Origin of the sequence: Alkanindiges illinoisensis, from assembly GCF_004377485.1 — a bacterium.
Taxonomy (GTDB): domain Bacteria; phylum Pseudomonadota; class Gammaproteobacteria; order Pseudomonadales; family Moraxellaceae; genus Alkanindiges; species Alkanindiges illinoisensis_A.
This window is the reverse complement of sequence record NZ_SNTY01000007.1, coordinates 41,631-66,433: the sequence shown is the minus strand read 5'-3', so window position 1 is coordinate 66,433 and position 24,803 is coordinate 41,631. Positions and strand designations below refer to the sequence as shown.

Annotated in this window: 18 protein-coding genes; 13 read left to right on the top strand and 5 right to left on the bottom strand. The window is 47.3% G+C overall.

The window, feature by feature from the left end; all coding sequences use genetic code 11:
- The first annotated feature begins 30 nt into the window (after positions 1 to 30).
- The 4 genes from E2B99_RS01615 to E2B99_RS01600 all read left to right on the top strand — a co-directional run bounded on the left by E2B99_RS01615 (position 31) and on the right by E2B99_RS01600 (position 3,433).
- Complete coding sequence (locus tag E2B99_RS01615; RefSeq protein ID WP_134243252.1) at positions 31 to 687, top strand: potassium channel family protein; 657 nt, start codon at positions 31 to 33, stop codon at positions 685 to 687.
- Between the two features lie 271 nt (positions 688 to 958).
- Complete coding sequence (locus tag E2B99_RS01610; protein WP_134243280.1) at positions 959 to 2,248, top strand: TrkH family potassium uptake protein; 1,290 nt, start codon at positions 959 to 961, stop codon at positions 2,246 to 2,248.
- A gap of 163 nt (positions 2,249 to 2,411) precedes the next feature.
- A complete protein-coding gene (locus E2B99_RS01605; RefSeq protein ID WP_134243251.1) occupies positions 2,412 to 2,642 on the top strand; it encodes a hypothetical protein in 231 nt (76 codons plus the stop codon).
- A gap of 200 nt (positions 2,643 to 2,842) precedes the next feature.
- A complete protein-coding gene (locus E2B99_RS01600) occupies positions 2,843 to 3,433 on the top strand; it encodes a zeta toxin family protein (RefSeq protein WP_240687685.1) in 591 nt (196 codons plus the stop codon).
- Positions 3,434 to 3,463: 30 nt separating this feature from the next.
- Here E2B99_RS01600 and E2B99_RS01595 read toward each other — a convergent pair whose 3' ends face one another.
- Complete coding sequence (locus tag E2B99_RS01595) at positions 3,464 to 4,264, bottom strand: class I SAM-dependent methyltransferase (RefSeq protein WP_134243250.1); 801 nt, start codon at positions 4,262 to 4,264, stop codon at positions 3,464 to 3,466.
- Positions 4,265 to 4,644: 380 nt separating this feature from the next.
- Here E2B99_RS01595 and pepN point away from each other — a divergent pair, with 380 nt between their 5' ends.
- Together pepN and E2B99_RS01585 are read left to right on the top strand one after the other, a co-directional pair.
- Entirely contained in the window at positions 4,645 to 7,278 is a 2,634-nt protein-coding gene (pepN, locus tag E2B99_RS01590) for an aminopeptidase N (RefSeq protein WP_134243249.1), read from the top strand.
- Between the two features lie 164 nt (positions 7,279 to 7,442).
- Positions 7,443 to 8,660 (top strand): low temperature requirement protein A, encoded by a 1,218-nt coding sequence (locus E2B99_RS01585; RefSeq protein WP_134243248.1) that lies wholly within the window; start codon positions 7,443 to 7,445, stop codon positions 8,658 to 8,660.
- A gap of 102 nt (positions 8,661 to 8,762) precedes the next feature.
- On the opposite strand, the gene E2B99_RS01580 is transcribed toward E2B99_RS01585, so the two are convergent.
- Positions 8,763 to 9,938, bottom strand: coding sequence for a benzoate/H(+) symporter BenE family transporter (locus E2B99_RS01580; RefSeq protein WP_134243247.1), 1,176 nt, complete (start codon positions 9,936 to 9,938; stop codon positions 8,763 to 8,765).
- Positions 9,939 to 10,024: 86 nt separating this feature from the next.
- Here E2B99_RS01580 and E2B99_RS01575 point away from each other — a divergent pair, with 86 nt between their 5' ends.
- Positions 10,025 to 10,492 carry an RDD family protein gene (locus E2B99_RS01575; RefSeq protein ID WP_134243279.1) on the top strand — a complete coding sequence of 156 codons (468 nt, stop codon included), beginning with the start codon at positions 10,025 to 10,027 and terminating at the stop codon, positions 10,490 to 10,492.
- A 96-nt stretch (positions 10,493 to 10,588) separates the two neighbouring features.
- On the opposite strand, the gene tal is transcribed toward E2B99_RS01575, so the two are convergent.
- The 3 genes from tal to E2B99_RS01560 all read right to left on the bottom strand — a co-directional run bounded on the left by tal (position 10,589) and on the right by E2B99_RS01560 (position 16,427).
- Positions 10,589 to 11,644 carry a transaldolase gene (gene tal, locus E2B99_RS01570; protein WP_134243246.1) on the bottom strand — a complete coding sequence of 352 codons (1,056 nt, stop codon included), beginning with the start codon at positions 11,642 to 11,644 and terminating at the stop codon, positions 10,589 to 10,591.
- A 377-nt stretch (positions 11,645 to 12,021) separates the two neighbouring features.
- Positions 12,022 to 15,183 carry an efflux RND transporter permease subunit gene (locus E2B99_RS01565; protein WP_134243245.1) on the bottom strand — a complete coding sequence of 1,054 codons (3,162 nt, stop codon included), beginning with the start codon at positions 15,181 to 15,183 and terminating at the stop codon, positions 12,022 to 12,024.
- The gene (locus E2B99_RS01560; protein WP_134243244.1) at positions 15,183 to 16,427 is read right to left on the bottom strand and encodes an efflux RND transporter periplasmic adaptor subunit; all 1,245 of its coding nucleotides are present in this window, start codon (positions 16,425 to 16,427) and stop codon (positions 15,183 to 15,185) included. Before E2B99_RS01560 ends, E2B99_RS01565 begins: the two co-directional genes overlap by 1 nt.
- Positions 16,428 to 16,565: 138 nt before the next feature.
- Here E2B99_RS01560 and pheA point away from each other — a divergent pair, with 138 nt between their 5' ends.
- The 6 genes from pheA to E2B99_RS01530 all read left to right on the top strand — a co-directional run bounded on the left by pheA (position 16,566) and on the right by E2B99_RS01530 (position 24,683).
- Positions 16,566 to 17,687: a prephenate dehydratase gene (pheA, locus tag E2B99_RS01555; protein ID WP_134243243.1), complete on the top strand. Its 1,122-nt coding sequence runs from the start codon at positions 16,566 to 16,568 to the stop codon at positions 17,685 to 17,687.
- A gap of 94 nt (positions 17,688 to 17,781) precedes the next feature.
- Positions 17,782 to 18,912: a histidinol-phosphate transaminase gene (gene hisC, locus E2B99_RS01550; RefSeq protein ID WP_134243242.1), complete on the top strand. Its 1,131-nt coding sequence runs from the start codon at positions 17,782 to 17,784 to the stop codon at positions 18,910 to 18,912.
- The gene (locus E2B99_RS01545) at positions 18,912 to 21,227 is read left to right on the top strand and encodes a bifunctional prephenate dehydrogenase/3-phosphoshikimate 1-carboxyvinyltransferase (RefSeq protein WP_134243241.1); all 2,316 of its coding nucleotides are present in this window, start codon (positions 18,912 to 18,914) and stop codon (positions 21,225 to 21,227) included. The genes hisC and E2B99_RS01545 overlap by 1 nt, the downstream gene beginning before the upstream one ends.
- 149 nt (positions 21,228 to 21,376) lie before the next feature.
- The gene (locus E2B99_RS01540; protein WP_134243278.1) at positions 21,377 to 21,943 is read left to right on the top strand and encodes a 1-acyl-sn-glycerol-3-phosphate acyltransferase; all 567 of its coding nucleotides are present in this window, start codon (positions 21,377 to 21,379) and stop codon (positions 21,941 to 21,943) included.
- Positions 21,944 to 22,442: 499 nt separating this feature from the next.
- The gene (locus E2B99_RS01535) at positions 22,443 to 24,221 is read left to right on the top strand and encodes an AAA family ATPase (protein WP_134243240.1); all 1,779 of its coding nucleotides are present in this window, start codon (positions 22,443 to 22,445) and stop codon (positions 24,219 to 24,221) included.
- Positions 24,222 to 24,239: 18 nt separating this feature from the next.
- Positions 24,240 to 24,683 (top strand): hypothetical protein, encoded by a 444-nt coding sequence (locus tag E2B99_RS01530; RefSeq protein WP_134243239.1) that lies wholly within the window; start codon positions 24,240 to 24,242, stop codon positions 24,681 to 24,683.
- Positions 24,684 to 24,803 lie beyond the last annotated feature (120 nt).

The window sequence follows — 24,803 nt, the reverse complement described above, 5'->3', positions numbered from 1 at the left end:
AGCTCTTAAAACAAGGATTAAAACAGGCACATGGCGCAATTTGCAATTATTGGACTGGGTAGTTTTGGTGGATCAACCGCGCGCGAGCTGATGCGCCTGAAGCATGAAGTAATTGGGATTGACAGGGAGGCCAAGCATGTTAACCGCATGGCATCTGTGATTACTTTTGCTGCGATTGCAGATGCAACTGATGAGCAGGTGCTCAAAGAGTTGAATATCCAGAACTGTGATGCCGTGGTGGTGGCCATTGGTGAAGATATTGAAGCCAGTATTTTGTGTGTGGTGCATTTAAAAAATCTTGGGGTCAAACAGATTCTAGTGAAGGCTAAAACCGATGCGCACCATATGATTTTGTCCCATTTGCAAGTAACCCGCATTATTCACCCTGAGGAGCAAATGGGTATCCGGGTGGCACAGGCACTGAATTATCCAATGGTAGACCAGTACATGTCGCTGGGAGACCAGCATTTTATCGTATCGGTTGAGATAAAAAGCCAGTTGCATCAGGTGAATGCAGCCCAGTTAATGGCAGCGTATGCACCCGTGCGACTGTTGATGATCAAGCGGCAGGGCAAGATTATCAAGGATGTGGATGCAGGACTCATGCTGATGCAGAACGATATTATGGTACTGGAAGGGCATATTAATGAGCTTAACCGGCTGGCCCGCAAATTTGAAAATGACTAATTAGACTTCTTTTGATGATCTTGCCTTAGGCTATGTCGATACGCTCAATGATCGTCCCTGAGCTTGTCGAGCTAGATCAGCAGGCTTAGGGAAGAGGTTAAAAGCGGGTTGGTGTGCTTTGACAGGCTAGGCTCAGGAACCATGGCTGGCGAGCTGGAAAAACCATGCGCAACCATAAATTTGCACATAATCTAAAACAGGCGACATTCATAAGAGGCATGGCACAGGTTTGAAAGTATTTAACCGCTTTACCATTGATTTAAGCCCTCCCATGGTTTTAGCGGTTGGCTTCTTGAGTCTGATTATTATTGGTACTCTACTGCTTAAGTTGCCTTTTGTGAGCCATCATTCCATTTCATGGATGGATGCATGGTTTACTGCCAGCTCGGCAGTGACTATTACTGGTCTCAGCGCCATTGATATTGGCAGTAGTTTTAATCTGGCGGGCCAGCTCATTGTTGCAATCCTGATCCAGCTGGGTGGCCTTGGCTTTATGACCTTTGCTGTAGTGGCTGCATTAGGCCTTCGCTCAAAGATGGGGTTGGGGCATCAGTTGCTGGCACAGGAAGCCCTAGGGCAAACCAGTCTGGCCAGAGTAGGGCAAGTGGCGCGGGCAGTGGTTATTTACAGCCTTTTTTTTGAGCTAATTGGTTTTGTATTGCTGACGCTGGCATGGCAAGGCCAGTTTGGCTGGGGACAATCGGCATATCTGGCATTTTTTCACTGTATTTCAGCTTTTAATAATGCCGGTTTTGCCCTGTTTCCCGATAGCCTAATGAGTTTTGCCCATCATACAGCCATTAATTTTATCATTAGCGGCCTGTTTATTATTGGTGGGATTGGCTTTGTGGTACTCATGGATGTGCGCCAGCACAGAAAGTGGAACTTGTTGTCACCCAATACCAGAATTGTGCTGATTGCTACACTGATCATCAATGTGGTGGCATTTTTGCTGGTATGGCTACTCGAAGCCCGTAACCCCGCCACACTGGCACAGCTCAGCACCAGCGACCAGATGCTCACCGCATGGTTTCAGGCCACGGTACCGCGTTCGTCCGGTTTTAATACATTGCCCATTCATGAGCTTAATGATGCCACCACAGTGCTCATGCTATTGCTGATGTTTATTGGGGGTGGTTCGCTAAGCACAGCAGGTGGCATCAAGCTGGGAACTTTTGTGGTGCTGCTGTTTTCAACCTATACCTTTTTGCGTCGGCAGGAAGAAGTACGTATTTTAAAGCGTAGCATTAGCCAGCAAACTGTCATGAAGGCCCTGGCGCTGACCGTCATTACCATGATGATTATTTTTATGGGCATCTTTTTACTGGCTGCTCTGGAGCACAAAAAAAGTTTTATTGATATTGCCTTTGAGGTGGTGTCAGCAGTGTGCACTGTAGGTTTGTCGCGCGGGATTACGCCCGAACTCGGTGATGTCAGCAAGTTTTTACTCACCTGTATGATGTATACCGGCCGACTCGGGCCACTGACACTGGCATATTTTATTGCCGTTCCAACCAAAAGCCAGTTACGCTATCCGGTAACCAATATTCCAGTTGGCTGATATTCATCGGGTTAAAAGTGTTGATTAGCTGCCTAAACACCGCCAGAAATTCGTGCTGTATTTTTGTGCTATAGTAAAGGCGGCTGGACTTGTTGACTGTGTTAAATAAGCCAGTTGATGTTTGATTGCACGCTACATCACTGTACAAGTGGAGAGTACCTGAATGAGTCAGATCACTGAAAAAGAGCTGCGTCATTTTGAAGAAGAAATTCCGCAGCATGCCCGCGAAGCACTAAAAAAAGCCCAGCAGGCTGCATTGGCGCGTGGTAGCCGCGTAATGATTGCCCGCCAGGGTCAACTGGTAGAAATTGATGCCTACGGCCATGAATCACTGGTGAAAGAAATTGAACAACCGCTGCATTTTACGATTGGGCAAAAATTTAGCCGTGTCTGAATAAGTACATGAACGCCATGATTCCGCGATTGCGTATGTTTGCCGGGCCAAATGGTTGAGGAAAAAGTACCGTCATCAAGGAAGTCCTGCACCCAAAACTTTTAGGCATTTACTTAAATGCTGACGACATCGAAAAACAAATCAGGCAAAACCCTATTTTTGAACTGGCGGATTATCCGTTTGACATACAGGCCCGTGAGTTGATTGCCCATTTTACGCAGTCTGATTTTCTGGCCAGTGCCGGACTAACCGCAGTAATTCCCCTGATTAAAATTAGTCATCACACCGCGCTTGATTTTAGCCAGATTCAGTTTAATTCTTATTTTGCCTCGGTGCTGGTGGAATTCTTGCGCCTTCAATGCCTTAAGCATCAGGCGTCTTTTACCTTTGAAACCGTGATGTCGTCCAAAGACAAGGTGCGTTTTCTGGCACGGGCACAAGCGCTAGGTTATCGTACCTATCTGTATTTTGTGGCGACGGCTGACCCAGAAATTAATATTTCGCGTGTTAATTACCGCGTCCAAACTGGTGGGCATCCAGTGCCGGAAGATAAAATCCGTTCCCGTTATTATAAAACCCTGCATCACCTGATAGATGCTATCAACTACAGCAATCGTGCCTATATATTTGACAACTCAGCGGTTTTTGACAGGCTTGCGGTGCTGGATAAAACTGGCTTGGTGGAACAGCATAGCTTTATTGCTGAAATTACCGAGGGCAAGGAACTGGAAATAAAATCAGCTCAAGTACCCGGCTGGTTTAAAACCTATGTGCTGGATCGCTTTATTTAGATTTTTTCATCCTGAAAATATTTTTGGGTATTAATCCTGAGGCATTTTTTCAAAGGCGTAGGCATGAGTGCGATAGGGCACGCGAATGATTGCTTCTTTGTCGTCCAGTTTAATATCCGGAAAAAGCAGGATTTTTAGTTCATCCAGAAAATGATGCTGCTGGTTTTCATCCAGTTGGGCAATAAAACTGGTAGAAAGTGCCCGGTTAATGATCACATCCTGAATACTGCCCTGATGCTCATGATGAAAAATGGTCTGGTCTTTCATGCGAAAAATAGAATCTTCCAGCACTTTTTTCCACTCACCGGATTGATGGCGCGGCGTGTCATTTTCATAGGTATTAATCAGTTGCACCATACGCGCAACCCAGTCCACTGAATCATCGCGACTGTTCCAGATGAGTCCAAGCTTGCCGTTGGGCTTAAGCACGCGTGCAATTTCATCCAGTGATTGCTGGTTGGCAAACCAGTGAAAGGATTGGGCACAAATCACCGCATCAATACTGTGGTCCTCAAATGGAAGACTGGCTGCAGAAGCCTGATGGGCATTGACCTGTGGAAACTGCTGGCGCAATTGTTCCAGCATGCCAGGTGAAGGTTCTACGGCATGAATCTGAGTCGTTAAGGACAAAAGCTGGGGTAAAAATTTACCTGTACCCGATCCCAGATCAATAACAGTGCTGCTGGCATCAATGCCAAGCGTATCTGCCAGCCATGCCTGAGTTTGTACGGGATAATCAGGACGACCCTGTCGATAAACTGGTGCGCCTGTTTCAAAGCCTGATGCTGCGGTAGGATGCACAGCAGAAAAAGAGTCGCTAGAAGTTGTCATGACTGAAGCCCAGCCTTAAATTGAATCAACAATGAGTAGTTACTGTATAACGATAAGCCATTTAAGCATGGGCACCAGAGGGGTTTTGCAAAACCGCGTATGCTTATGTAATTTATCAATAGTGCAGGGAGCGTGGTGCAAAGATAAGCAAATTCTACTGATGACTAGGGGCGGTTTTGGGTAACTTAAAACACGTAGATGTTATTAGAAACAGGTAACCTGAAGGCGTATGTTCATAATTTGGGCTAAAGAACAGCGACCTTGATTGTATTCACAAAACTTAACCTCAAGTATCGGTTTATACCCTCTACAAACAAGACCAGTGGCGCTATATTTTTCCCATATTTTCCATTGGTAAAATGCCAAATAAGGATTTTTAAATGAATATTGCAGTTAATCCAGAGCTAAATGAAAACAGCCATCAAACCATTTACCTGAAGGATTACACTCCGCCAAGTTTCGAGGTGCTGAGCATTGATTTATCCATTCAGGTTTTTGATGATCATACACTGGTGCATAGTAAACTGGTGATGCAGCGTTTAACTAGCGGTGACTTGATCTTGTGTGGTCGTGATCTGGAACTATTGAACATTAGTCTCAATGGCAATGCCTTAACGCCTCAGGATTATGAGATTGATCCTGAACAGCTCATTATTAAAAATGCGCCAGATCAGGCAGAATTTGCAATTAGCGTTAAGATTCATCCAGAAAGCAATACGCAACTGGAAGGACTATATCAGGCAGGCAATCTGTTTGTGACCCAGAACGAACCGGAAGGCTTCCGCAAGATTACCTTTTTCCCTGATCGTCCGGACATCCTAACGGTGTTTACCACCCGTATTGAAGCTGATAAAAAATACCCAACCTTGCTGGCCAATGGCAATCTGGTGGAAAAAGGTGAGTTAAGCGACAACCGTCATTTTGCCGTCTGGCATGATCCGACCAAAAAACCAAGCTATCTGTTTGCAGCAGTAATTGGTGATCTGGCGGTTTTAAAAGACAGCTTTACCACAATGGAAGGGCGTCATGTTTCGCTGGAAATTTATGCGCTGGCACAGGATTTACCTAAGTGTCATGTGGCCATGCAGGCGCTTAAGGATTCCATGAAATGGGATGAAGACGTGTATGGCCGTCCCTATGATCTGGATAATTACATGATTGTGGCGGTAAGCCAGTTCAACATGGGCGCGATGGAAAACAAGGGACTGAATATTTTCAATACTGTGTGTGTGCTGGCTGATCCAGAAGTGACTACCGACCCAGCCATGTTTTATGTGAAATCTACCATTGCCCATGAATATTTTCATAACTGGACTGGCAACCGGATTACTTGTCGGGACTGGTTCCAGTTGTGCTTAAAAGAAGGCTTTACCGTATTTCGTGACCAGAGTTTTTCGACCACCCTGCAATCTCCAGCCGTACAGCGCATTGATGATGTGTCCAGTCTGAAATCGGTACAGTTTGCAGAAGACGCCGGGCCACTGTCACATCCGCCGCGTCCTGATCATTTTGTGGAAATTAATAATTTTTATACGGCTACGGTGTATGACAAGGGTGCGGAAATTGCCCGCATGATGGCCAATCTGCTGGGGCCAGAAAAGTTCCGTCAGGGCACTGATGAATATTTCCGTCGCCACGATGGACAAGCGGTTACTGTTGAGGATTTGGTAGACAGCTTAAGTGATGGCTCGGGTGTGGATCTGCGCAATTTCCTGCCGTGGTATAGCCAGCCGGGCACCCCTTGTGTCAAAGGCAGGGGCAGTTACGATGCCGATGCTAAAACCTATACTTTAACCCTGAGTCAGAGTACAGCAAAACGTCATAATTATCCGGAACCGCAGCCATTGCCAATTCCTGTTGGCGTTGCACTGTTTGATAAGGAAACTGGCGAGCAGCTAACCTTAAACAGTACCGTGCTTAAACAAAGTGAAGTGGCTGAAAACAACATTAAAGATGGCATCTTTGTGCTGGATCAGGCAGAACAGACCGTTGTGTTTGAGCAGGTGAATGCAGAACCCGTAGTGTCACTGTTGCGTAATTTTTCTGCGCCCGTATTGCTGGATTTTGATTATAGTGATGAAGATCTGGCATTCCTGCTGGAGCATGAAACCAATGGATTTAACCAGTGGCAAGCAGCGCAGATGCTGCTGGAGCGGGTTTTATTGCAGGATCATAACCCCGCTGTTTACCTGAACGCCATTGCCAAAGCGCTGCCGCAAGTGGCCAAAGACGATGCGCTACTGGCCACCCGTTTACTGGATATTCCTTCAGAGAATTATCTGGCTAGCCGCATTGATCAGGAGTATGACCCGGCTGTCGTGCATCAAAAACGTGATGCTGTTCTAAATGCACTGGCAGACAGATTAAAAGACTACTGGGCGGACGCTTATCAGTCACTGCCGATTGTGGAATTTAAAGATAATAGTGTGGAAATGGGCAAGCGTGCCTATCGCAATATGGTACTGGGTTTTGCCATTCGTGCTGGTGTTGAAGGTGCGCTGGACTGGGCAAGCGAGCAGTATGACAATGCGGTGTGCATGACCGAGCGTCTGGGCGCATTACGCCATCTGGTATGGAATAAGGCAAACAACGCACAGGATAAGCTGGATGATTTTTACAAGCGTTTTAAACATGAAGACCTGGCACTGGATCAATGGTTTGCGGTGCAGGCTGGTAACCCGCAAGGGAGTGTGCAAGTAGCACGCGAGCTGATGGAGCATCCTGAGTTTGACTGGGGTACACCAAACCGTATTCGTTCAGTGACAGGTAATTTTTCAGGTAATCCTGTATTGGTCTGGACCACTGAAGGCATGCAGTTTTATACCGAAATTGCCAAACGGCTGGATCAGCAAAATCCAGTGCTGGGTTCGCGGATTTTACAGTTCCTGAGCCGCTGGTATACCTTAAAGGAACCCTTACGCAGCGAAGCTAAAAATATCCTGCAAGGGCTTAAAGGTGAGGTGAACTCAACCAGCGTGTGTGAAACCTTAAATAATGTGCTTAAGGCAGGTTAGGGTTTTGATTTAAATAACCTGAGTGCTAAATTTATTAAAAGCTTATGTTTCGGCATAAGCTTTTTTATACAGCAACTTTTCATATTACTACAAGAATTCAACGACATCTGAAATAGTGTCCAGTTTATCTTCAAAGGCATAAATTAAAGAATTGAAGATTATTTATGTCGAATAATAGCCATAGCCAGCAGGACTATGAAGTTGAAATTGAGAAAACATCACATGCCTGGCTAAAAGCAATGCGTCCCCGGCAGCCTTCTGAGCAGGATCGCGGGGCGACACCACTGGAGCTGCTGTTTGATCTGGTGTTTGTGGTTGCGGTTTCAATTGCCAGTAGCCAGTTGCACCATGGCTTAAGTGAGCATCATTTTTCAGAAGTCCTGCCCTTATATTTTATGGTGTTTTTTACCATCTGGTGGGCTTGGATGAATTTTACCTGGTTTGCCTCGGCCTATGACAATGATGACATTGCCTACCGAATGATTACCTTTATGCAAATGATTGGTTCACTGGTGCTGGCTGCCGGGGTGAATCAGGTATTCACTAAGCATGATTTTTCAGTTTGTGTACTGGGCTACCTGATCATGCGTTTTGGACTCGTAATCCAGTGGCTGCGTGCTGGTTTTTCCGATCCCAAGCATCGTAAAACAGCATTTCGCTATGCCAAGGGTATTGTGCTGGTGCAAATTGGCTGGATTTTTTATCAGTTCAAACTGGTCACGTTTACCCAGCTTGAGTTTGTGGCACTGGCATTAATGGAGCTGTGCGTGCCGATCTGGGCTGAAAAAGCCAATGCCACCACCTGGCACGCCGAGCATATTGCCGAGCGTTATGGCCTGTTAACCATTATTGTATTGGGTGAAACCATCATGGCTTCGTTTACGGCCATTCACACGGCCATTGCTGACCCCAAAATTAATGTAGATAGGCCGCTAATTTGCCTGATGATTGGTGGCATGATCATGATGTTTAGCATCTGGTGGAGCTATTTTGACCGTGAGGCTCCTGAGGTACTGACTAGCTCAAAAAAAGCATTTTACTGGGGCTATGGCCATTTTTTTATTTTCTTGAGTATTGCAGCAATTGGGGCGGGTCTTGCCGTCGGCGTCGAGGTGATTACTGGCCATGCAAAAATCAGCAACCAGCAGGCTGAGTATGCAATTGCTATTCCGTTAAGTATTTATAGTTTGGTAGTGTGGTTAATTCATGACCTGCAAACAGATCACGGCTGGCGCAAACTCTGGCATCCTCTGACGGTTTTACTAATTTTACTGTTTCCCTTATGGGGAAATATTGGCTATGCCACGCTGGCCATTGGTATTTTTTATGCGTTATGCATTCTGTTCCGGCAGGTGTTCTTGGTAGAAAAACAATCTGGCTAAATACATTTTCATCCACCAGAGATGATACAAACCAATCTGGTTAGAAGGCAGCCTGACCGTTAAAAGCCCTATGTTATTTTTTCAATAAAACCTATGAATGCTTTAACGCTTGCCTGTATTTAAGATTAACAGGCTAACAATACCAGCCACCAAACCCCAGAACGCTGAACCAATGCCTGCCAGTGTCAGACCAGAAGCGGTGACCAGAAAAGTAACTAGCGCAGCTTCACGTTCACGCTCTACAGACAGTGCACTGGACAGGCTGGAAGCAATAGTTCCAAATAACGCAAGCCCGGCAATGGCCAGCACCAGTGCTTTTGGAAAGGCCATGAACAGCGTGGTCACTGTGGCGCCAAATAGCCCAATCAGCAGGTAGAAAAAACCGGCAGATACTGCAGCCACATAGCGTCTGGCTGGATTGGCATGGGCTTCTGGGCCTAATGAAATGGCAGCGCTAATGGCCGCCAGATTAATGGCAAATGCCCCAAATGGTGCCAGCAGGGTAGTGGTGGTCCCTGTCCAGCCTACCACCGATGAGGTGGGTGAGCGGTAACCAGCCGCCTGAATCATAGCAATGCCAGGCAGGTTTTGTGATGCCATGGTCACTACAAACAGGGGCAACGCCAGACTAATGATGGACTGCATTGACCATTGTGGTGAAATCCAGACAGGCTGGGTGAGTCGTAAAGAAACCTGGGTACTGTGCAGCTCACCCTGCATCAGGCTAATGACCAGACCTGCCAATAGCGCCAGTAAAATGGCATAGCGTGGCATCAGGCGCTTGGCCAACAGATAAACCAGTAGCATGGACAACACCAGCATCGAATTATCTTGCAGTGCTGTAAATACATTTAAGCCAAATTGCAGCAAAATACCTGCAAGCATGGCAGCGGCAAGGCTCACCGGAATGTGTTTTAAGGCACGTTCAAACCAGCCGGTAAAGCCTGCAATGGCAACGAAAATGCCTGCAAGCAAAAAAGCGCCCACGGCCTGATGAATATTAAATCCATTGGCCCCGGCAATTAAAATGGCAGCCCCCGGCGTAGACCATGCCGTCGCTACTGGAATTTTATAATATAGCGATAGCAACATGCCGGAAACACCAATGCCCACCCCCAGAGCCCATAGCCATGATCCCATTTGCTCCGGGGTGGCTGCAAAACCTTGCGCGGCCTGAAACACCAGTACGGCTGAGCTGGTAAAACCCACCAGTACCGTCACAAATCCGGCCACCAGTGCAGATAGGGAAACATCCTTGAACAGGGAAAAATAAGGCATCAAATAACAAATATCTGTTTCAAAACAAGGCGCAATCATCGCATAATTTTGTCAGGCTCAACAGGGACAAATACAGGAAAACAATGATGACTGGGCGTTATGAATATGCAGGGTTCTGGATAAGACTTGGGGCATCACTGGTTGATACGCTATTGATGGTGCTCATTACCATTCCGTTGCTGATTATATATTATGGCTTTGACACATACTGGCAAGCGGCACAAAGTGGTGAATTTCTGGGTTTGGGTGAGGTGATTATTTCGTGGCTGTTTCCAATTGTGGCCACCATCTGGTTTTGGCTGAAAATGCAGGCAACGCCGGGAAAGATTTTATTTTCGCTTAAAGTGCTGGATGAAAAAACCGGTCAACCCCTTACACTAAACCAGTCTGTCATTCGTTATCTGGGTTATTTTGCATCAACCATTGTGCTGGGCCTGGGATTTATCTGGATTGCCTTTGATGGCAAAAAGCAGGGCTGGCATGACAAAATGGCTGGTAGCGTGGTGGTACGGGACTACGGCATGGATGTGATGCCACTGTTGGTGGAAGAATAAGGCGGCTATAAAATCTGGTTTTAACCATTATCCAATGGCTGTACAAAAAAAGACGCTGTCAATGAGCGTCTTTTTTTATGGTCTGGCTTGAGCAAATCAAGGCTTGATGTCACCAATGCCAAAACTTTCGCGCAACTGGTGAGAGAGCTGGTCGCGTGCCTTGATAAAGCCATCAATACCAGCCTGTAACAGTGCATAGGCCATTTCATCACGGTTTAAAAATTCTTCAAAACGCCCTTCATCCAGTTCTACATAATCGACCGGTTCAGCTTGTTGGGCCAGTGCTTCAGACAGCTGGGGCTGAACTTGTTCATGGCGCTGCTGGAGTTCCTGCAGGATAGACGGCGCAATGGTGAGTAAATCACAGCCTGCCAGTGCCAGTACCTGTTCACTACTTCTAAAGCTGGCACCCATCACCTGTGTTTTTAAGCCATGCTGCTTGTAGTAGTTGTAAATCTGTTTAACCGAATTAACACCGGGGTCTTGTTCAATCGGGTAGGCATCACGGTTTTCCTTTTTCTTGTACCAGTCCAGAATGCGGCCTACAAACGGCGAAATCAGAGTGACTTTTGCATCAGCACAGGCAGATGCCTGATGCAAATTGAAAATCAGGGTCAGGTTACAATGAATGCCCTGTTCCTCCAGGTATTTTGCAGCCTGAATGCCCTGCCAGGTTGCGGCAATCTTGATCAGCACCCGGTCTTTATTAATGCCTTCCGTTTCATACAGCTTGATCAGTTCAAGAGCGCGGCTAATGGTAGCTTCAGTATTAAAGGAAAAATTGGGATCTACTTCGGTTGATACACGGCCATCAATCAGCTTTAAAATTTCAATCCCCAGCTTGACCGTTAAAATATCAATGGTGCGATTGAGCAGCGGCTCACCATCAAGGCCTTCTTGGCGAGCCTGTTCAAAGGCCGCTTCAATCAGGTGCGTATTTTCTGGCAGGCTTGCCGCAGCAGTAATTAGTGATGGATTGGTGGTGGCATCCAATGGCCGAAATTGTTTAATGGCATTTAAATCGCCGGTATCAGCCACAACGGTGGTGAGCTGGCACAGTTGTTGTAGTGCATTACCGGGCTGTGAATGGTTGACCGGGGCGCTGCTGATCTGATCCGGGCCAGAAGCTGGCGTAGCAAGTAAGTTATTCATTTTAAGTTGTTAGCCTGTGTGACAAATAAAAGGGGGCCATGCATCAATGGACTTATATTGAATGGCTTATCGGTTCATACTGAATGTAACAAATGCAGTTTAAGTCAGTATAGGCTTTTTTACGTATCCACAAACAATCGCGTACTATTTAGCAGTTAAACCCGGTTAAACACGCGCCAATCTTCAGAATATTGAATCAATCAATGCTAGATGCGATTGTAAACATGCCACTGGTCTAGTAGTTGCTTAAAAATAATGCAGAAATCCTCCATGCCTTAAGAAAAACTTTCAATAAAAAGCCGTCCAGCTTTGTGCAATCCTCAACAGTCTGAGGCCTGGTAAACGGGACGGCTTGATGATTAAGCCCTGACGTCTGGCTATGGGTTGGTTACAGGTTTGGGTTTTCCTCTTAGACGGTACATGAGCCGATGCAGGTCATCAATTAAGGTATACACCACCGGAATCACCAGCAAGGATAAAAACGTACTGGTAATCAGGCCACCAATTACCGCGATGGCCATTGGTGAGCGAAAGCTGGGATCAGTACCAATGCCCAATGCAATAGGCAACATGCCAGCGCCCATGGCAATGGTGGTCATGATGATCGGACGGGCGCGCTTGTGACAGGCATCCAGCAACGCATTGAAGCGTGACATGCCTTGTTCCTTGCGGGCCAGAATGGCGTAATCCACCAGCAGAATCGAGTTTTTACAGGCAATGCCCATCAGCATAATCAGGCCAATCAAGCTGGGCATGGAAAAGCTACTTTTGGTCAATAGCAGTAACACAAAAGCACCACCTAGCGATAGCGGCAGCGCCATCAAGATGGTAATAGGCTGTAAGAAATCCTTAAACAGCAGCACCAGCACCACATAAATGCATAGTACGCCAGTCAGCATGGCCAGGCCAAAACTGGAAAACAGTTCTGCCATGACTTCGGCATCACCCACATCCGCACGGCTAACAGAAGGCGGCAGATTTTTCAGAATCGGCAACTGGTCAATTTTGGCGGCAACTTCGCCAAGCTGCTGGTCATTGAGTTCAATATTAAAATTGATATTACGCAAGCGGTTACGCCGTTCAATCTGGGATGGGCCGCTTTCCAGATTAATGTCTGCAATACTACCCAGCATCACTGGCCCGCGACTGCCATTCACCACCAGACGACTCAGCAAATTAATATCCTGCCGGGCAGAAACCGGCAGCTTGATGACAATGGGAATCTGGCGCTGCGACAGGTTTAGCTTGGCCAGATTCTGATCAAAGTCCCCGGCGGTGGCCACACGCAGGGTTTCCGCAATGGCTGCGGAAGTTACCCCCAGATCGGCGGCTTTGGCAAAATCGGGCCGGATCACCACTTCGGGGCGAATCAGTGCCGTACTGGAAGTAATGCTGCCAAGGCCGGGAATGGTACGCAACTGGCGTTCCAGCGTGCGGGCCGTACTCATTAAGGTATCCGGATCGTCACCAGACAGCGCAAGCTGGTATTTACTGTTGGCACCTGCCAACCCCACCTGAATTCGCATGCCCGGCAACACGCTCAAGCGTTCGCGCAGGTCTTTTTCAATGGCTTGCAGACTCACATCGCGCTCATTGCGTTCGCTGGTCTGAATGGTGAGCGTGGCTTTACGTGCTTCGGCAGTGCTGGGTGAAAACGGGTCAGAACCGGCTGCACCGCCACCAATGGTGGTGTAAATGCTGCGGATTTGCGGATTGTCCCTAATCAGGTTGCGTGCATATTCTGCCGCTGCCAGTGTTTCAGAAAACTCCGAACCGGGCACCAGTTCCAGCTGAACCTGGGTTTGGCCGGTATCGGCTGCTGGAATAAAACCAGTGGGCAATAGCGGAATCAGCATGATAGAACCAATAAAAAACAAAATGGCTGCAGCCAGTGTGGTTTTTCGATGATGAATGCACCATGCTACGGTACGCAAATAATGCCGCATCACATAACCATTATTGGTACTATCCTGATGCCCATTATTGCCCAGATGCACTGGATCACCTTGTGCGGGATGATCCAACAGTGCAGGCAGGTCTTGTACAGCATCTTGATCTTTCTTTACCCAGGGTTTAAGCAAATAAGCCGACATCATTGGCGTAAGCAAGCGCGCCACAATTAGCGACGCAAAAATTGCCAGTGCTGCCGTCCAGCCAAATTGTACAAAAAATTTGCCGGCCACACCGCTCATAAAGGCTGTAGGCAGGAACACGGCAATTAAGGTAAAGGTAGTAGCAATGACTGCAAGGCCAATTTCATCGGCAGCTTCCATGGCAGCTTCATAAGGCGTTTTGCCCATGCGCAGGTGACGGATAATATTTTCAATTTCAACAATGGCATCATCCACCAGAATCCCTACTACCAGGGAAAGCGCCAGTAGGGTGACGGTATTTAAGGTAAAGCCAAGGTAATACATACCAATCATGGCAGGCAAAATCGACAAGGGCAGTGCGGTGGCAGCAATCAGGGTAGCCCGCCAGTCACGCAGGAACAGCCAAACCACCAAAATGGCCAGAATCGCCCCTTCATACAGTAGTGACATGGAGCCTTCGTAGTTATCCTGTACCGGCTTAACAAAGTTAAAGGCCTGCGTGATTTTCAGGTCTGGATGTTCGGCTTTAAGTTTTTCAAGTGCAGCCTTAACGCCTTGTTCAACATCAACTTCACTGGCGCCCTTGCTGCGGGTAATTTCAAAGCCCACCACAGGCTGGCCATTCAGCAGGGCAGCCGAGCGGCGTTCGGCAATACCATCGCGCACTGTAGCCACATCGGCCAGCCGGATGCGTCGTCCATCGCTTAATGGAATTTCCATTTGGGCAATGTCCTGTGCACTTTTGACAGTTGCAATGGTGCGAATGGACTGCTCATTGCTGCCAATTTTGGTTTGGCCACCCGATGCTTCCTGCTGCACCTGCCGCAACTGGCGTGAAATATCCGCAGCCGAGGCATTCAGCGCGAGAAGGCGGGTGGGGTCAAGCTCAACATTGACCTGCCGGGTGACCCCGCCCACACGGGCTACTGCACCCACACCCGGCACTTTGAGCATGCTGCGGGTAATGTCGTAATCCACAAACCAGGATAAGGTTTCCTCATCCATACGGGGCGATTGCACGGTATAAGTTAAAATAGGCGAGCCTGAAAGGTTAATCTTGCTGACAATCGGATCACGCACATCCGCAGGTAGGTCACTACGCACTTGCGACACCGCATTGCGCACATCGTCCAGTGCTTCCTGCAACGGTTTTTCAAGACGAAATTCGGCAGTTACTGTGACCATGCCATCCTGAATGGTGGTGTACTGGTTTTTCAAGCTTTGTATGGTGGCAATTGAATTTTCAATCTTGCGCGCCACTTCGGTTTCCAGTTGTGGCGGTGCCGCGCCCGGCAATGCGGCCGTCACGGTAATCATGGGCAGTTCAATGTCTGGAAACTGCTGAATTTTCATCCAGTGAAAACACAGCAAACCGGTTAAGCCCAGCATGATAAACAGCAAAATACTGGGAATCGGGTTGCGAATAGACCATGCGGAAAAATTCATCAATCATCCCCTGCGGCAAACTGGCGGTTTAACGGCGTCTGCGGAATGGCTGCTGCCACTTTTACCGTATCGCCGTCAGTCAGAAATGCGGTGCCACTCGCCACCACCCGGACATTGGCTGGTAATCCCATCACTTCCACACGGTCACCCACGCGACGGCCAGTTTCAATTTTTTGCTGATGCACGCGGTTTTGGCTGTCCAGAATAAACACATAGGCAAAACCATCGCGCAATAACAGGCTGCTTTGTGGCAGGGTCACTGCTTGTTGTGCGCCCAACTGGAAAGTACCCTTAACAAACATGCCCATACGCAAGGCATTGCTGCGTGGCAAGTCCACATACACCAGCCCGTAGCGGGTATCATTGTTAATAGTGGGTGCAATCATGCGCACTGTACCGCTAATGGGTGGCTGGTTTGGATCAGCCGAAATCATACTGACTTTCATGCTGGGTTTTAAGCGGTACAGTTCCGAGGTAGTGACCTCAGCGCGCCATTCCAGCCGGTTATCACGAATCATACGGAATAATTCCTGTCCAGCCTGTGCCAGCGAGCCAACTGTTGCGGTACGGCCAGAAATCACGCCATCATCTGGAGCTACAACTCGGGTCTGGGCAAGACGGATATTGCTGGATTCAATTTGTGCGCGTGCCAGATCCAGCCGGGCCTGTGCAGTTTGCTGCGTGGTTAAGTATTGTGCGGCTTCCTGTGCTGAAATAGCACCCGTATTTTTCAGCGCTTGAATGCGCCGTGCATCGGCAATTGCGTCATTCAGCACGGCTTGCGCTTCCGCAATTGTTGCTTTTGACTGTGCCAGTTCGGCCTGAATGGTGTCCGCGTTAATTTGCGCCAGTAACTGACCGCGCTTGACCACATCACCCACATTTACATTGACTTGGGTAATACGCAAACCGGACAGCTCACTACCAATTACCACTTCCTGCCAGGCTGCAATATTGCCGTTAGCTTCGAGCGTTTTTTCCCAGTTCCTGTTTTCTGGCTGGGTTACCGTCACGGTGAGCGCAGATTGCGGTTGGCCATTTTGAGTGCTATGAGTTTGTGAAGTATTGGCCGTTTCTAACGTGTTTTTATTCTTTTTCGAAAAAACCACAAGCAAAATAATAATCAGGGCTGTTACGAGCAGCGCTGCCAGAATTATCCAGCGTCTGTTGTTTTTTACACGCTGGCTAGGGGTGCCGGGTTGCGGTTTGGCTGGATCAAAACCTGAATTGGGGATAGATGACATTATAAGGCCTTTCAACCGGATATGGGACTGAGTGATTTTTATAAGACCTTGGCCTGTAATGCAACTCTTTATCAACTATCTGTGATAAACCGTGTATACTTTGGCGCTTGATACAATGTGGCAAGAGCAAAAAATACCATGGCAACAACGGATGATAATGACTGGCAAAACTCAGGGTTAAGCCCTTCGCTAGACCAGTTACGACAGGATATTGATCAGGTTGATCAGCAAATTCACCAGCTTTTAAACCAGCGTGCCCGGCTTGCCGAAGGCGTGGCAAAAGCCAAGTTTGCAACCGATTCAAATCCAGTCTTTTATCGTCCTGAACGGGAAGCCCAGGTGTTGCGCAATGTGATGGCGCGCAACGAAGGCCCGCTGGAAAATGAAACTGTAGCGCGAATTTTTCGTGAAATCATGTCGGCCTGTCTGGCTCTTGAAGCCCCGCAAACCATTGCCTTTTTGGGGCCGGAAGGGACATTTACCCATGCGGCAGCGCTCAAGCATTTTGGCCATCAGGCAGTGGTTCGACCACTGGCTACCATTGATGAAGTGTTCCGTGAAGTAGAGTCTGGCAGTGCGCATTATGGCGTGGTGCCGGTTGAAAACTCGTCTGAAGGTGTGGTCAATCATACGCTGGATTGTTTTATTGGTTCCCACCTGCATGTGATTGGTGAAGTCGAGCTACGGATTCATCACCAGTTTCTGGTATCGCCAACCACCAAGCAGGACAGCATCACCAAGATTTATGCACATCAGCAAACGCTGGCGCAATGCCGCAAGTGGCTGGATGCCCATTATCCGGCTGCCGAGCGGGTTGCCCTCACCAGTAATGGTGAAGCCGCCAAGCGTATTCGCAGTGAATGGCACTCAGCTGCCATTGCTGGGGAAACGGCTGCCGAGCTTTATAACCTTACTGTGCTGCACAAAAATATTGAAGATAATCCTAGCAATACCACGCGCTTTTTAATTATTGGCCGTGAAGCCATTGCCGCCAGCGGACAGGATAAAACTTCGTTACTGGTTGCAGCACATGACCGTGCCGGTGCCTTAATTGAAATTCTGGCGCCGTTTGCTAAGCATAATATTAGCCTGACCAGCATTGAAACCCGTCCGGCCTTGCCTGAAAAATGGGCCTATGTGTTCTTTATTGATTTAAATGGTCATGTATCTGACAGCAATGTGGCTGCTGCACTGGAAGAAATCCGCCCATTGGTGAAGGAAGTGCGCGTGCTGGGTTCTTATCCCAAGGCTGTGCTTTAGTTTTATTTTTCATTTATGCATTGTTAATGGGTCAGTTTTGACCGTTAGTGATTTTTGATTTACTGGTTTAACCTGTTTTGCAAGAGAGCGTGCCATGTCTACCCAGTCCAGCTTTTTAATTCCACCGGCCAATGACGGTATTTGCCGCATTGCGCCGTATCAGCCGGGCAAGCCTATTGATGAATTAAAACGCGAGCTGGGTCTGGATGATGTGATCAAGCTGGCCAGTAATGAAAACCCGCTCGGGTGTTCGCCAAAAGCTAAAGCGGCCATTCAGCAGGCAATTGAGGAAGTGGGCCGTTATCCGGATGGCAATGGCTTTGCGCTCAAGCAGCAAATTAGCCAGCAGTTTGCCGTTGAGATGAACCAGATTACGCTGGGCAATGGTTCTAACGATATTCTGGAACTGGTGGCGCGTACTTTTGTTGCAGCACAGGATGAAGTGATTTATAGCCAGCATGCTTTTGCAGTGTATGCACTGGCAACGCAAGCCGTGGGTGCTATTGGTGTAGAAGTGCCTGCAAAAAACTTTGGGCATGATCTGGCAGCCATGGCCAATGCTGTAACGGACAAAACCCGGGTTATTTTTATTGCCAATCCCAATAATCCAACCGGCACATGGTTTGAAGAGGGCGAATTTAGCCAGTTTATGCAGCAAATCCCAGCAAAGGTGCTGGTGGTGCTGGATGAAGCCTATGTGGAATATTTCCCGGAAAACTTTAACAGTCTGAAATTTCTGGCGCAGTATCCCAACCTGTTGATTAGCCGCACCCTGTCCAAGGCCTTTGGATTGGCGTCCTTACGCGTGGGCTTTGGATTGGCAAGTAGCGAAGTCACAAATCTGCTCAACCGGGTACGCCAGCCGTTTAATGTCAGCTCATTTGCCTTGGCTGCGGCCGTTGCAGCATTAAAAGATACTGATTTTATCGAGCAAAGCCGTGAGCTGAACAAGCAGGGGATGGCGCAACTGGAGCAGGGATTTGCCAGGCTGGGCTTACACTGGATTGCATCACGCGCCAATTTTATTGCCGTTGACGTGCAACGTGATGGCGGGCAGGTATTTGCTGCGCTACTTAAAAAAGGCGTGATTGTGCGTCCAGTGGGTGGTGGTTATGCCATGCCGCGTCATATTCGGGTGTCAATTGGATTGCCTGAGGAAAATGCACGCTTTCTGGATGCATTAGCGCAGGTTCTGGCTGAAATTCCAGCCACTGAGGCTGCCTGATGCACAAGCCTGTTGAGCAGGGTAGCAATGATGAGCCTGCCTTTTTATTTAACAAAGTTGCTTTTATTGGTCTTGGATTAATTGGCTCCAGCCTGTGTAGGGTCATTTGGGATAAAAAACTGGCCAAAACCGTGGTGGCCAGTACACGCTCACTCCAAACCTTACAAGATGCTCAGGATTTAGGCCTGATTGATGCCGGGTTTACCAGTCCGCAAGATGCTGTCCGCGACGCTGATCTGATTATGCTGGCCCTGCCGGTACGTGCAACTGAAAAAGTGCTACAAGCGATTCAGCCCGTGCTCAAACCGGATGCCATTATTAGTGATGTGGGCAGTACCAAATGCAATGTGGTGGATGCTGCCAAGGCTGTATTTGGTGAAAATTTGCCGACTGGATTTGTGCCTGGGCATCCGATTGCAGGCAGTGAGCATACCGGAGTACATGCAGGTCGGGCAGACCTGTTTGCACATCACAAGGTGATTCTAACGCCGTTACCCAGCAGCAATCCGCAAGCGGTTAAAAAGCTCATTACATTATGGCAGGCTACGCAAGCCGAAGTCATTTGTATGAGCGTGGCCGAGCATGATGAAATTCTGGCGCAAACCAGCCATTTACCCCATTTGCTGGCATTTAATCTGATTGAGCAATTGGCTGCCAGCCGCAATAATCTGGATATTTTTCGCTATGCAGCAGGTGGATTGCGTGACTTTAGCCGGATTGCCGCCAGCGACCCGCAGATGTGGCATGACATTTTTCTAGCCAATAAAGTATCGGTGCTCAAGGCCATTGATGCGTTTGAACAACAGCTCACCCAGCTAAAAAAACTCATCGAGCAGGAAAATTCTGAGCAACTCATTGGTTTGCTAGGACGTGCCCAGGCTGCACGCCAGCACTTTAGCCATATGCTGGCAAAAACTCCTTACATGCAAAAAAGCATGCAAAATCATCGTCAAAATCTGGACAGGAACAGCAACGTGACCGAACAATTTATTATTCAGGCGGGTGGAAAATTAACTGGTACTTTTACGGTTGCTGGTGATAAATCGGTATCGCATCGCTCCATTATGCTGGGCGCACTGGCCACTGGCACCACGCACGTGACTGGATTTTTAGAAGGTGAAGACGCGCTGGCTACCCTGCAAGCTTTCCGTGATATGGGCGTCAATATTGAAGGCCCAAAAAATGGTGAAGTGACTATTCATGGTGTTGGCCTGCATGGCTTAAAAGAGCCAGCGGGTGCGCTTTATATGGGTAATTCCGGCACCAGCATGCGTCTGCTGTCTGGCATTTTATCGGCCCAGAAATTTGATAGTGTGATGACTGGTGACCCATCCCTGTCCAAGCGTCCTATGGAACGCATTGCCAAGCCCCTGCGTCTGATGGGTGCCAAAATCCAGACGACTGGTGAGCGTGGTACACCGCCAGTAAGTATTAGCGGTAATCAGCAGTTGCAAGGCATTCACTATGACTTACCGATGGCATCAGCACAGGTGAAATCCGGTATTTTACTGGCTGGCTTATGGGCACAGGGCACTACATCGGTCACTGAGCCGGAACCCACCCGTGACCATAGCGAGCGTATGTTGCGTGCCTTTGGCTATGAGGTAAAAACTGAAGGTAATACCATCAGCCTAACGGGTGGCGGCACGCTTACTGGCACGCATATTCAGGTGCCTGCAGATATTTCCTCAGCGGCTTTCTTTATGGTGGGCGCTGCGATTGCTCAGGGTTCTGATGTTACGCTGGAGCAGGTTGGCATTAATCCAACCCGGACTGGTGTGATTGAAATTCTTAAACAAATGGGCGCAGACATTAGTCTGTCCAATGAAAAAATGGCAGGCGGTGAGCCAGTGGCCGATATCCGTATTCGTGCCAATACCTTAAAAGGCATTCATATTCCTGAAGATCAGGTGCCACTGGCGATTGATGAATTCCCAGCTATTTTTATTGCCGCAGCCTGTGCGGAAGGCCAAACTGTGCTGACTGGTGCAGCAGAGCTGCGGGTTAAGGAATCTGACCGGATTCAGGTGATGGCTGATGGCCTAAAAACACTGGGCATTGATTGTACGCCAACGCCAGACGGCATCATTATTGAAGGCAAGGGCAAAGCCAATGAATGGCAACCCGTATTTGGCGGTGGCGTGATTGAAAGCCACCATGATCACCGGATTGCCATGAGTTTTGCAATTGCTGGTTTGCGCGCCAGCCAACCGATTACGATTCATGGCACTGAAACTGTCGCCACCAGTTTTCCCAACTTTACCCAGTTGGCAAAGCAGTCAGGTTTGCAGCTTGAAGTCAATACAAATGGCTAATGCTTTTTAAACAGTAACAATGCTAAATTGCCGTCGCTCAAACTGGTTTTGGGCGGCGTTATTTTTTGATTTTTCTGGACTGATTTCTGGTTCTGGCTTTTCTGCTTTAATCTTTTTTGGTTCATCTGATGTTAGGTGTCGTAAATCCCATGCTCAAACAACTTGGCAAAGCAACGTTTAAACTCTATGGCTGGACATATCAGAATGATGTGTCAGTGCTGTCTGATAAGCAGGTCGTCATTGGCTTTGAGCATACCTCAAACCGCGATGCAATTTTATCGCTGGCCTTGTTTCAGATTGTGGGCCTAAAAGTGCATACACTCATCAAGAAAGAGCTATTTAAAGGTCCGTTAAAGCCTGTATTGGAAGCACTGGGGGGCATTCCTGTCGATCGTCAGGCCTCCAAGGATATTGTCAGCCAGATGGCACAGGAGTTTGCCAACCGCGACCAATTTACGCTGGTTATTGCGCCTGAAGCTACCCGTGCAAAAAATGGTGAAAGCCGCAAACCCATTCGGACTGGATTCTGGCATATTGCCAAAAAAGCAAATGTCCCCATTGTGCTGATGTATGCCAATCCAGCCACCAAGCATGGTGGAATTTTTGCCCGTATTGTGCCGACAAATCTGGAGCAGGATTTAAAGCAAATCCAGCAGTTGTATAAGGAAAAAGGCATCGATGTCCTAATTCCTGAAGCGCGAAGTAGCAACGATTGAGAATCGTTGCCGCGCTGTAAGTTCGAGGGCTACGCCCGAGATGTAAATGAAAGAATGATTTCTAAGTGTAAGAGAAAATCTGTGATTTTCTGCGCGAAGTAGCAACGATTAACCTTGCGGAACAAAAAAAAGCCATCCTTATTTTGTTTCTCATGCCGCGCCGTAAGACGAGAGCTACGCTTGAGTGGTAAGGATAAAGCAGACTTAAAGTACTCCTTTAAGACTCTGCCATAAAGAGACCTTTCGGAATTACGTAGTGTCCGCCTTCTTTGCAAGGTTTTATATTGCTGCGCTATCTAATGAGAGTTAAGTTGAGAGTATGGCTTAAATTCTAGGCAACCAAAACGCGCCAGTCCTTGTCGCGTTTTCTTGCCATCAAATGCTTTAAAAAGGCAGCACAGGAAAAAAGCTGCTAAAATATCAAACCTGAAAATACTTTCTTCTTGACGTTACAACGTCTATTTCATGCAGCAAATCTTTCCATGCAGCACATTTTTTTATGAAGCAATCCACCGCACTTAATATTTTAAAATCCGGCAAAAATGTATTCCTGACGGGTTCTGCCGGGGCAGGCAAAACCTACACGCTTAATCAGTACATTGAATATTTAAAAGCCCGCAAAGTGCCTGTTGCTGTCACGGCTTCCACAGGAATTGCCGCTACCCACATGAATGGCATGACCATTCACACCTGGTCGGGCATTGGCATCAAGGATGTGCTGACGGATCATGATTTAAAAAATTTAAAAGACCGTAAATATCTGCGCGACCATATTGAAAAGGCACAGGTACTAATTATTGATGAAATTTCAATGCTGCATGCGCGACAACTGGATCTGGTCAATCAGGTTTTAAAATATATCAAGGATACCGATGAGCCATTTGGCGGCATGCAGGTTATTGTTGCAGGTGACTTTTTTCAGTTACCGCCTGTGGGTAAATCCGGTGAAAGCAATCGTGAAAAGTTTGCCTTCATGTCCGCAGCATGGCTGGAAGCAGGGTTTAGTATTTGCTATTTAAGCGAGCAGCACCGCCAGCAGGATAATCAGCTTAATATTATTTTAAATGAAATCCGTCTGGGACAGATTAGCCAGCACAGTATTAAAACCTTGCAAAGTACGCAGCAGCAGGCATTAGACAGTGATATTACTCGCTTGTTCACCCATAACGTGGATGTCGACCAAATTAATGAACAGCATCTGGATGGGCTAAAAGGCAAGGCACATCATTTTCACGCGCAAACTGATGGCAATGAAAAACTGGTGATGACTCTGACCAGTTCAGTGCGCGCGCCACAAGACTTAATGCTTAAAAAAGGCGCCAAAGTCATGTTTGTGAAGAATAACTTTGAAGAAGGTTATATTAATGGCAGTCTGGGTGAGGTGATTGGTTTTAGTAAAGATGATGAATTTGGCGAACTGCCTGAAGTCAAACTGCGTGATGGCACAAAGATGGTGGTGTCGCCTGCCGAGTGGTCGATTAATAATGAACAAGGTAAGGCGATTGCCAGCTTCAAGCAAATTCCATTGCGACATGCATGGGCGATTACCGTGCATAAAAGCCAGGGCATGACATTGGAAGCTGCCGAAATTGACTTGAGCCAGACTTTTGAAAAAGGGCAAGGCTATGTGGCCTTATCACGGCTAAAATCACTGGAAGGCTTGCGTTTACTGGGCTTTAATCAAAAGGCGCTGGAACTGGACAGTCTGGCGATGAAAGCGGACCAGCGTTTTCAGCAGTTATCGGCCGAGGCAGAAAGCATCTGGCAGGATCGCGATACCACGCTGGTGCACGACGATTTTATTAAAAAATGCGGCGGTACGACCAATCCTAAGGACATTGCCCGTTATGAAAAACGACTGAAGCAAAAGGCTGGAACAGGTATTTCGGCCAGCACGCTGGAGCAAACCCGCGAACTGTATGAAAAAGGTCTGGATATTGAAGAAATTGCCTTGGCGCGTAGTCTAACCATTGCCACGGTGATTAATCACCTGGCCAAGTTATATGAGCAGGCCAACACTAAATCCGGCGGCAGTAAATCCAATAGCAAAGAAACGAACGTTACAGAAACAGAAAATGTTGGTGAACTGAATTTTGAGCGGATTAAGCCACAAAAAGAAGTGTTGCAGGCCGTGAGCCGTGCTGTGAAACAGGTAAAAAAACAAAATCTGCCGGAAAGCTTTAATGAAGATGGCAGTATTCGGCTAAGGTCGTTAGTGGATGCCTTGAATAATGAAATGGGCTATAACGACGTGCGGCTGGCGCTGATGTTTATTTAAGAAAGGCAGCGACTTCTAATGGCATTAAAAGCTGAAATACGTTCTTTATTAATTCAGGAAAGTGTCGGTTTACTCTCTAAAGAAGAGTTAATTGTTAAGGTGGATGAGAGATTGAATTATATTTCAACACCACCAAGTTGGCTTCTTGATTTATCATTTGGAGAATATCCTCATTACGAAAGCGATTTAGATATCATTAATTTTCCTATTCAATATGATGAATTATTGGCATTGATTCCTGATATAACCCAATGCTTTAAGACAGCACAGTTAACTTTTGATTTATTGATTCAAAGTGCATATTTAATTTTAGATCTACTTTCTGAAGATACAGCTTTATATGAGTTACTAAGCTGGCTTACAGATGAAGCTGAGTTTTACTATACAGGTATGATGAAAAAACAGGATGTGATTGAGAAAATTAGCGAGGCATTAACAGAATTTATTGATGCTAATAATTAATATAGATTTTACATTTTAATTAATAAGTAAATGAATTGAAATTTGGTAAGTAGATCATATATATATTCTCCAAATACTCATAATTCCATGCATTAAGATAATAGCTTGGGAAGTTTGTAA

What these genes read in the sequence shown, in the direction of transcription:
- E2B99_RS01615 (WP_134243252.1), top strand. Translation starts at nt 31, where the DNA reads ATGGCGCAATTTGCAATTATTGGACTGGGTAGTTTTGGTGGATCAACC.
- E2B99_RS01610 (WP_134243280.1), top strand. Translation starts at nt 959, where the DNA reads ATGGTTTTAGCGGTTGGCTTCTTGAGTCTGATTATTATTGGTACTCTA.
- E2B99_RS01605 (WP_134243251.1), top strand. Translation starts at nt 2,412, where the DNA reads ATGAGTCAGATCACTGAAAAAGAGCTGCGTCATTTTGAAGAAGAAATT.
- E2B99_RS01595 (WP_134243250.1), bottom strand. Translation starts at nt 4,264, where the DNA reads ATGACAACTTCTAGCGACTCTTTTTCTGCTGTGCATCCTACCGCAGCA.
- pepN (WP_134243249.1), top strand. Translation starts at nt 4,645, where the DNA reads ATGAATATTGCAGTTAATCCAGAGCTAAATGAAAACAGCCATCAAACC.
- E2B99_RS01585 (WP_134243248.1), top strand. Translation starts at nt 7,443, where the DNA reads ATGTCGAATAATAGCCATAGCCAGCAGGACTATGAAGTTGAAATTGAG.
- E2B99_RS01580 (WP_134243247.1), bottom strand. Translation starts at nt 9,938, where the DNA reads ATGCCTTATTTTTCCCTGTTCAAGGATGTTTCCCTATCTGCACTGGTG.
- E2B99_RS01575 (WP_134243279.1), top strand. Translation starts at nt 10,025, where the DNA reads ATGACTGGGCGTTATGAATATGCAGGGTTCTGGATAAGACTTGGGGCA.
- tal (WP_134243246.1), bottom strand. Translation starts at nt 11,644, where the DNA reads ATGAATAACTTACTTGCTACGCCAGCTTCTGGCCCGGATCAGATCAGC.
- E2B99_RS01565 (WP_134243245.1), bottom strand. Translation starts at nt 15,183, where the DNA reads ATGAATTTTTCCGCATGGTCTATTCGCAACCCGATTCCCAGTATTTTG.
- E2B99_RS01560 (WP_134243244.1), bottom strand. Translation starts at nt 16,427, where the DNA reads ATGTCATCTATCCCCAATTCAGGTTTTGATCCAGCCAAACCGCAACCC.
- pheA (WP_134243243.1), top strand. Translation starts at nt 16,566, where the DNA reads ATGGCAACAACGGATGATAATGACTGGCAAAACTCAGGGTTAAGCCCT.
- hisC (WP_134243242.1), top strand. Translation starts at nt 17,782, where the DNA reads ATGTCTACCCAGTCCAGCTTTTTAATTCCACCGGCCAATGACGGTATT.
- E2B99_RS01545 (WP_134243241.1), top strand. Translation starts at nt 18,912, where the DNA reads ATGCACAAGCCTGTTGAGCAGGGTAGCAATGATGAGCCTGCCTTTTTA.
- E2B99_RS01540 (WP_134243278.1), top strand. Translation starts at nt 21,377, where the DNA reads ATGCTCAAACAACTTGGCAAAGCAACGTTTAAACTCTATGGCTGGACA.
- E2B99_RS01535 (WP_134243240.1), top strand. Translation starts at nt 22,443, where the DNA reads ATGAAGCAATCCACCGCACTTAATATTTTAAAATCCGGCAAAAATGTA.
- E2B99_RS01530 (WP_134243239.1), top strand. Translation starts at nt 24,240, where the DNA reads ATGGCATTAAAAGCTGAAATACGTTCTTTATTAATTCAGGAAAGTGTC.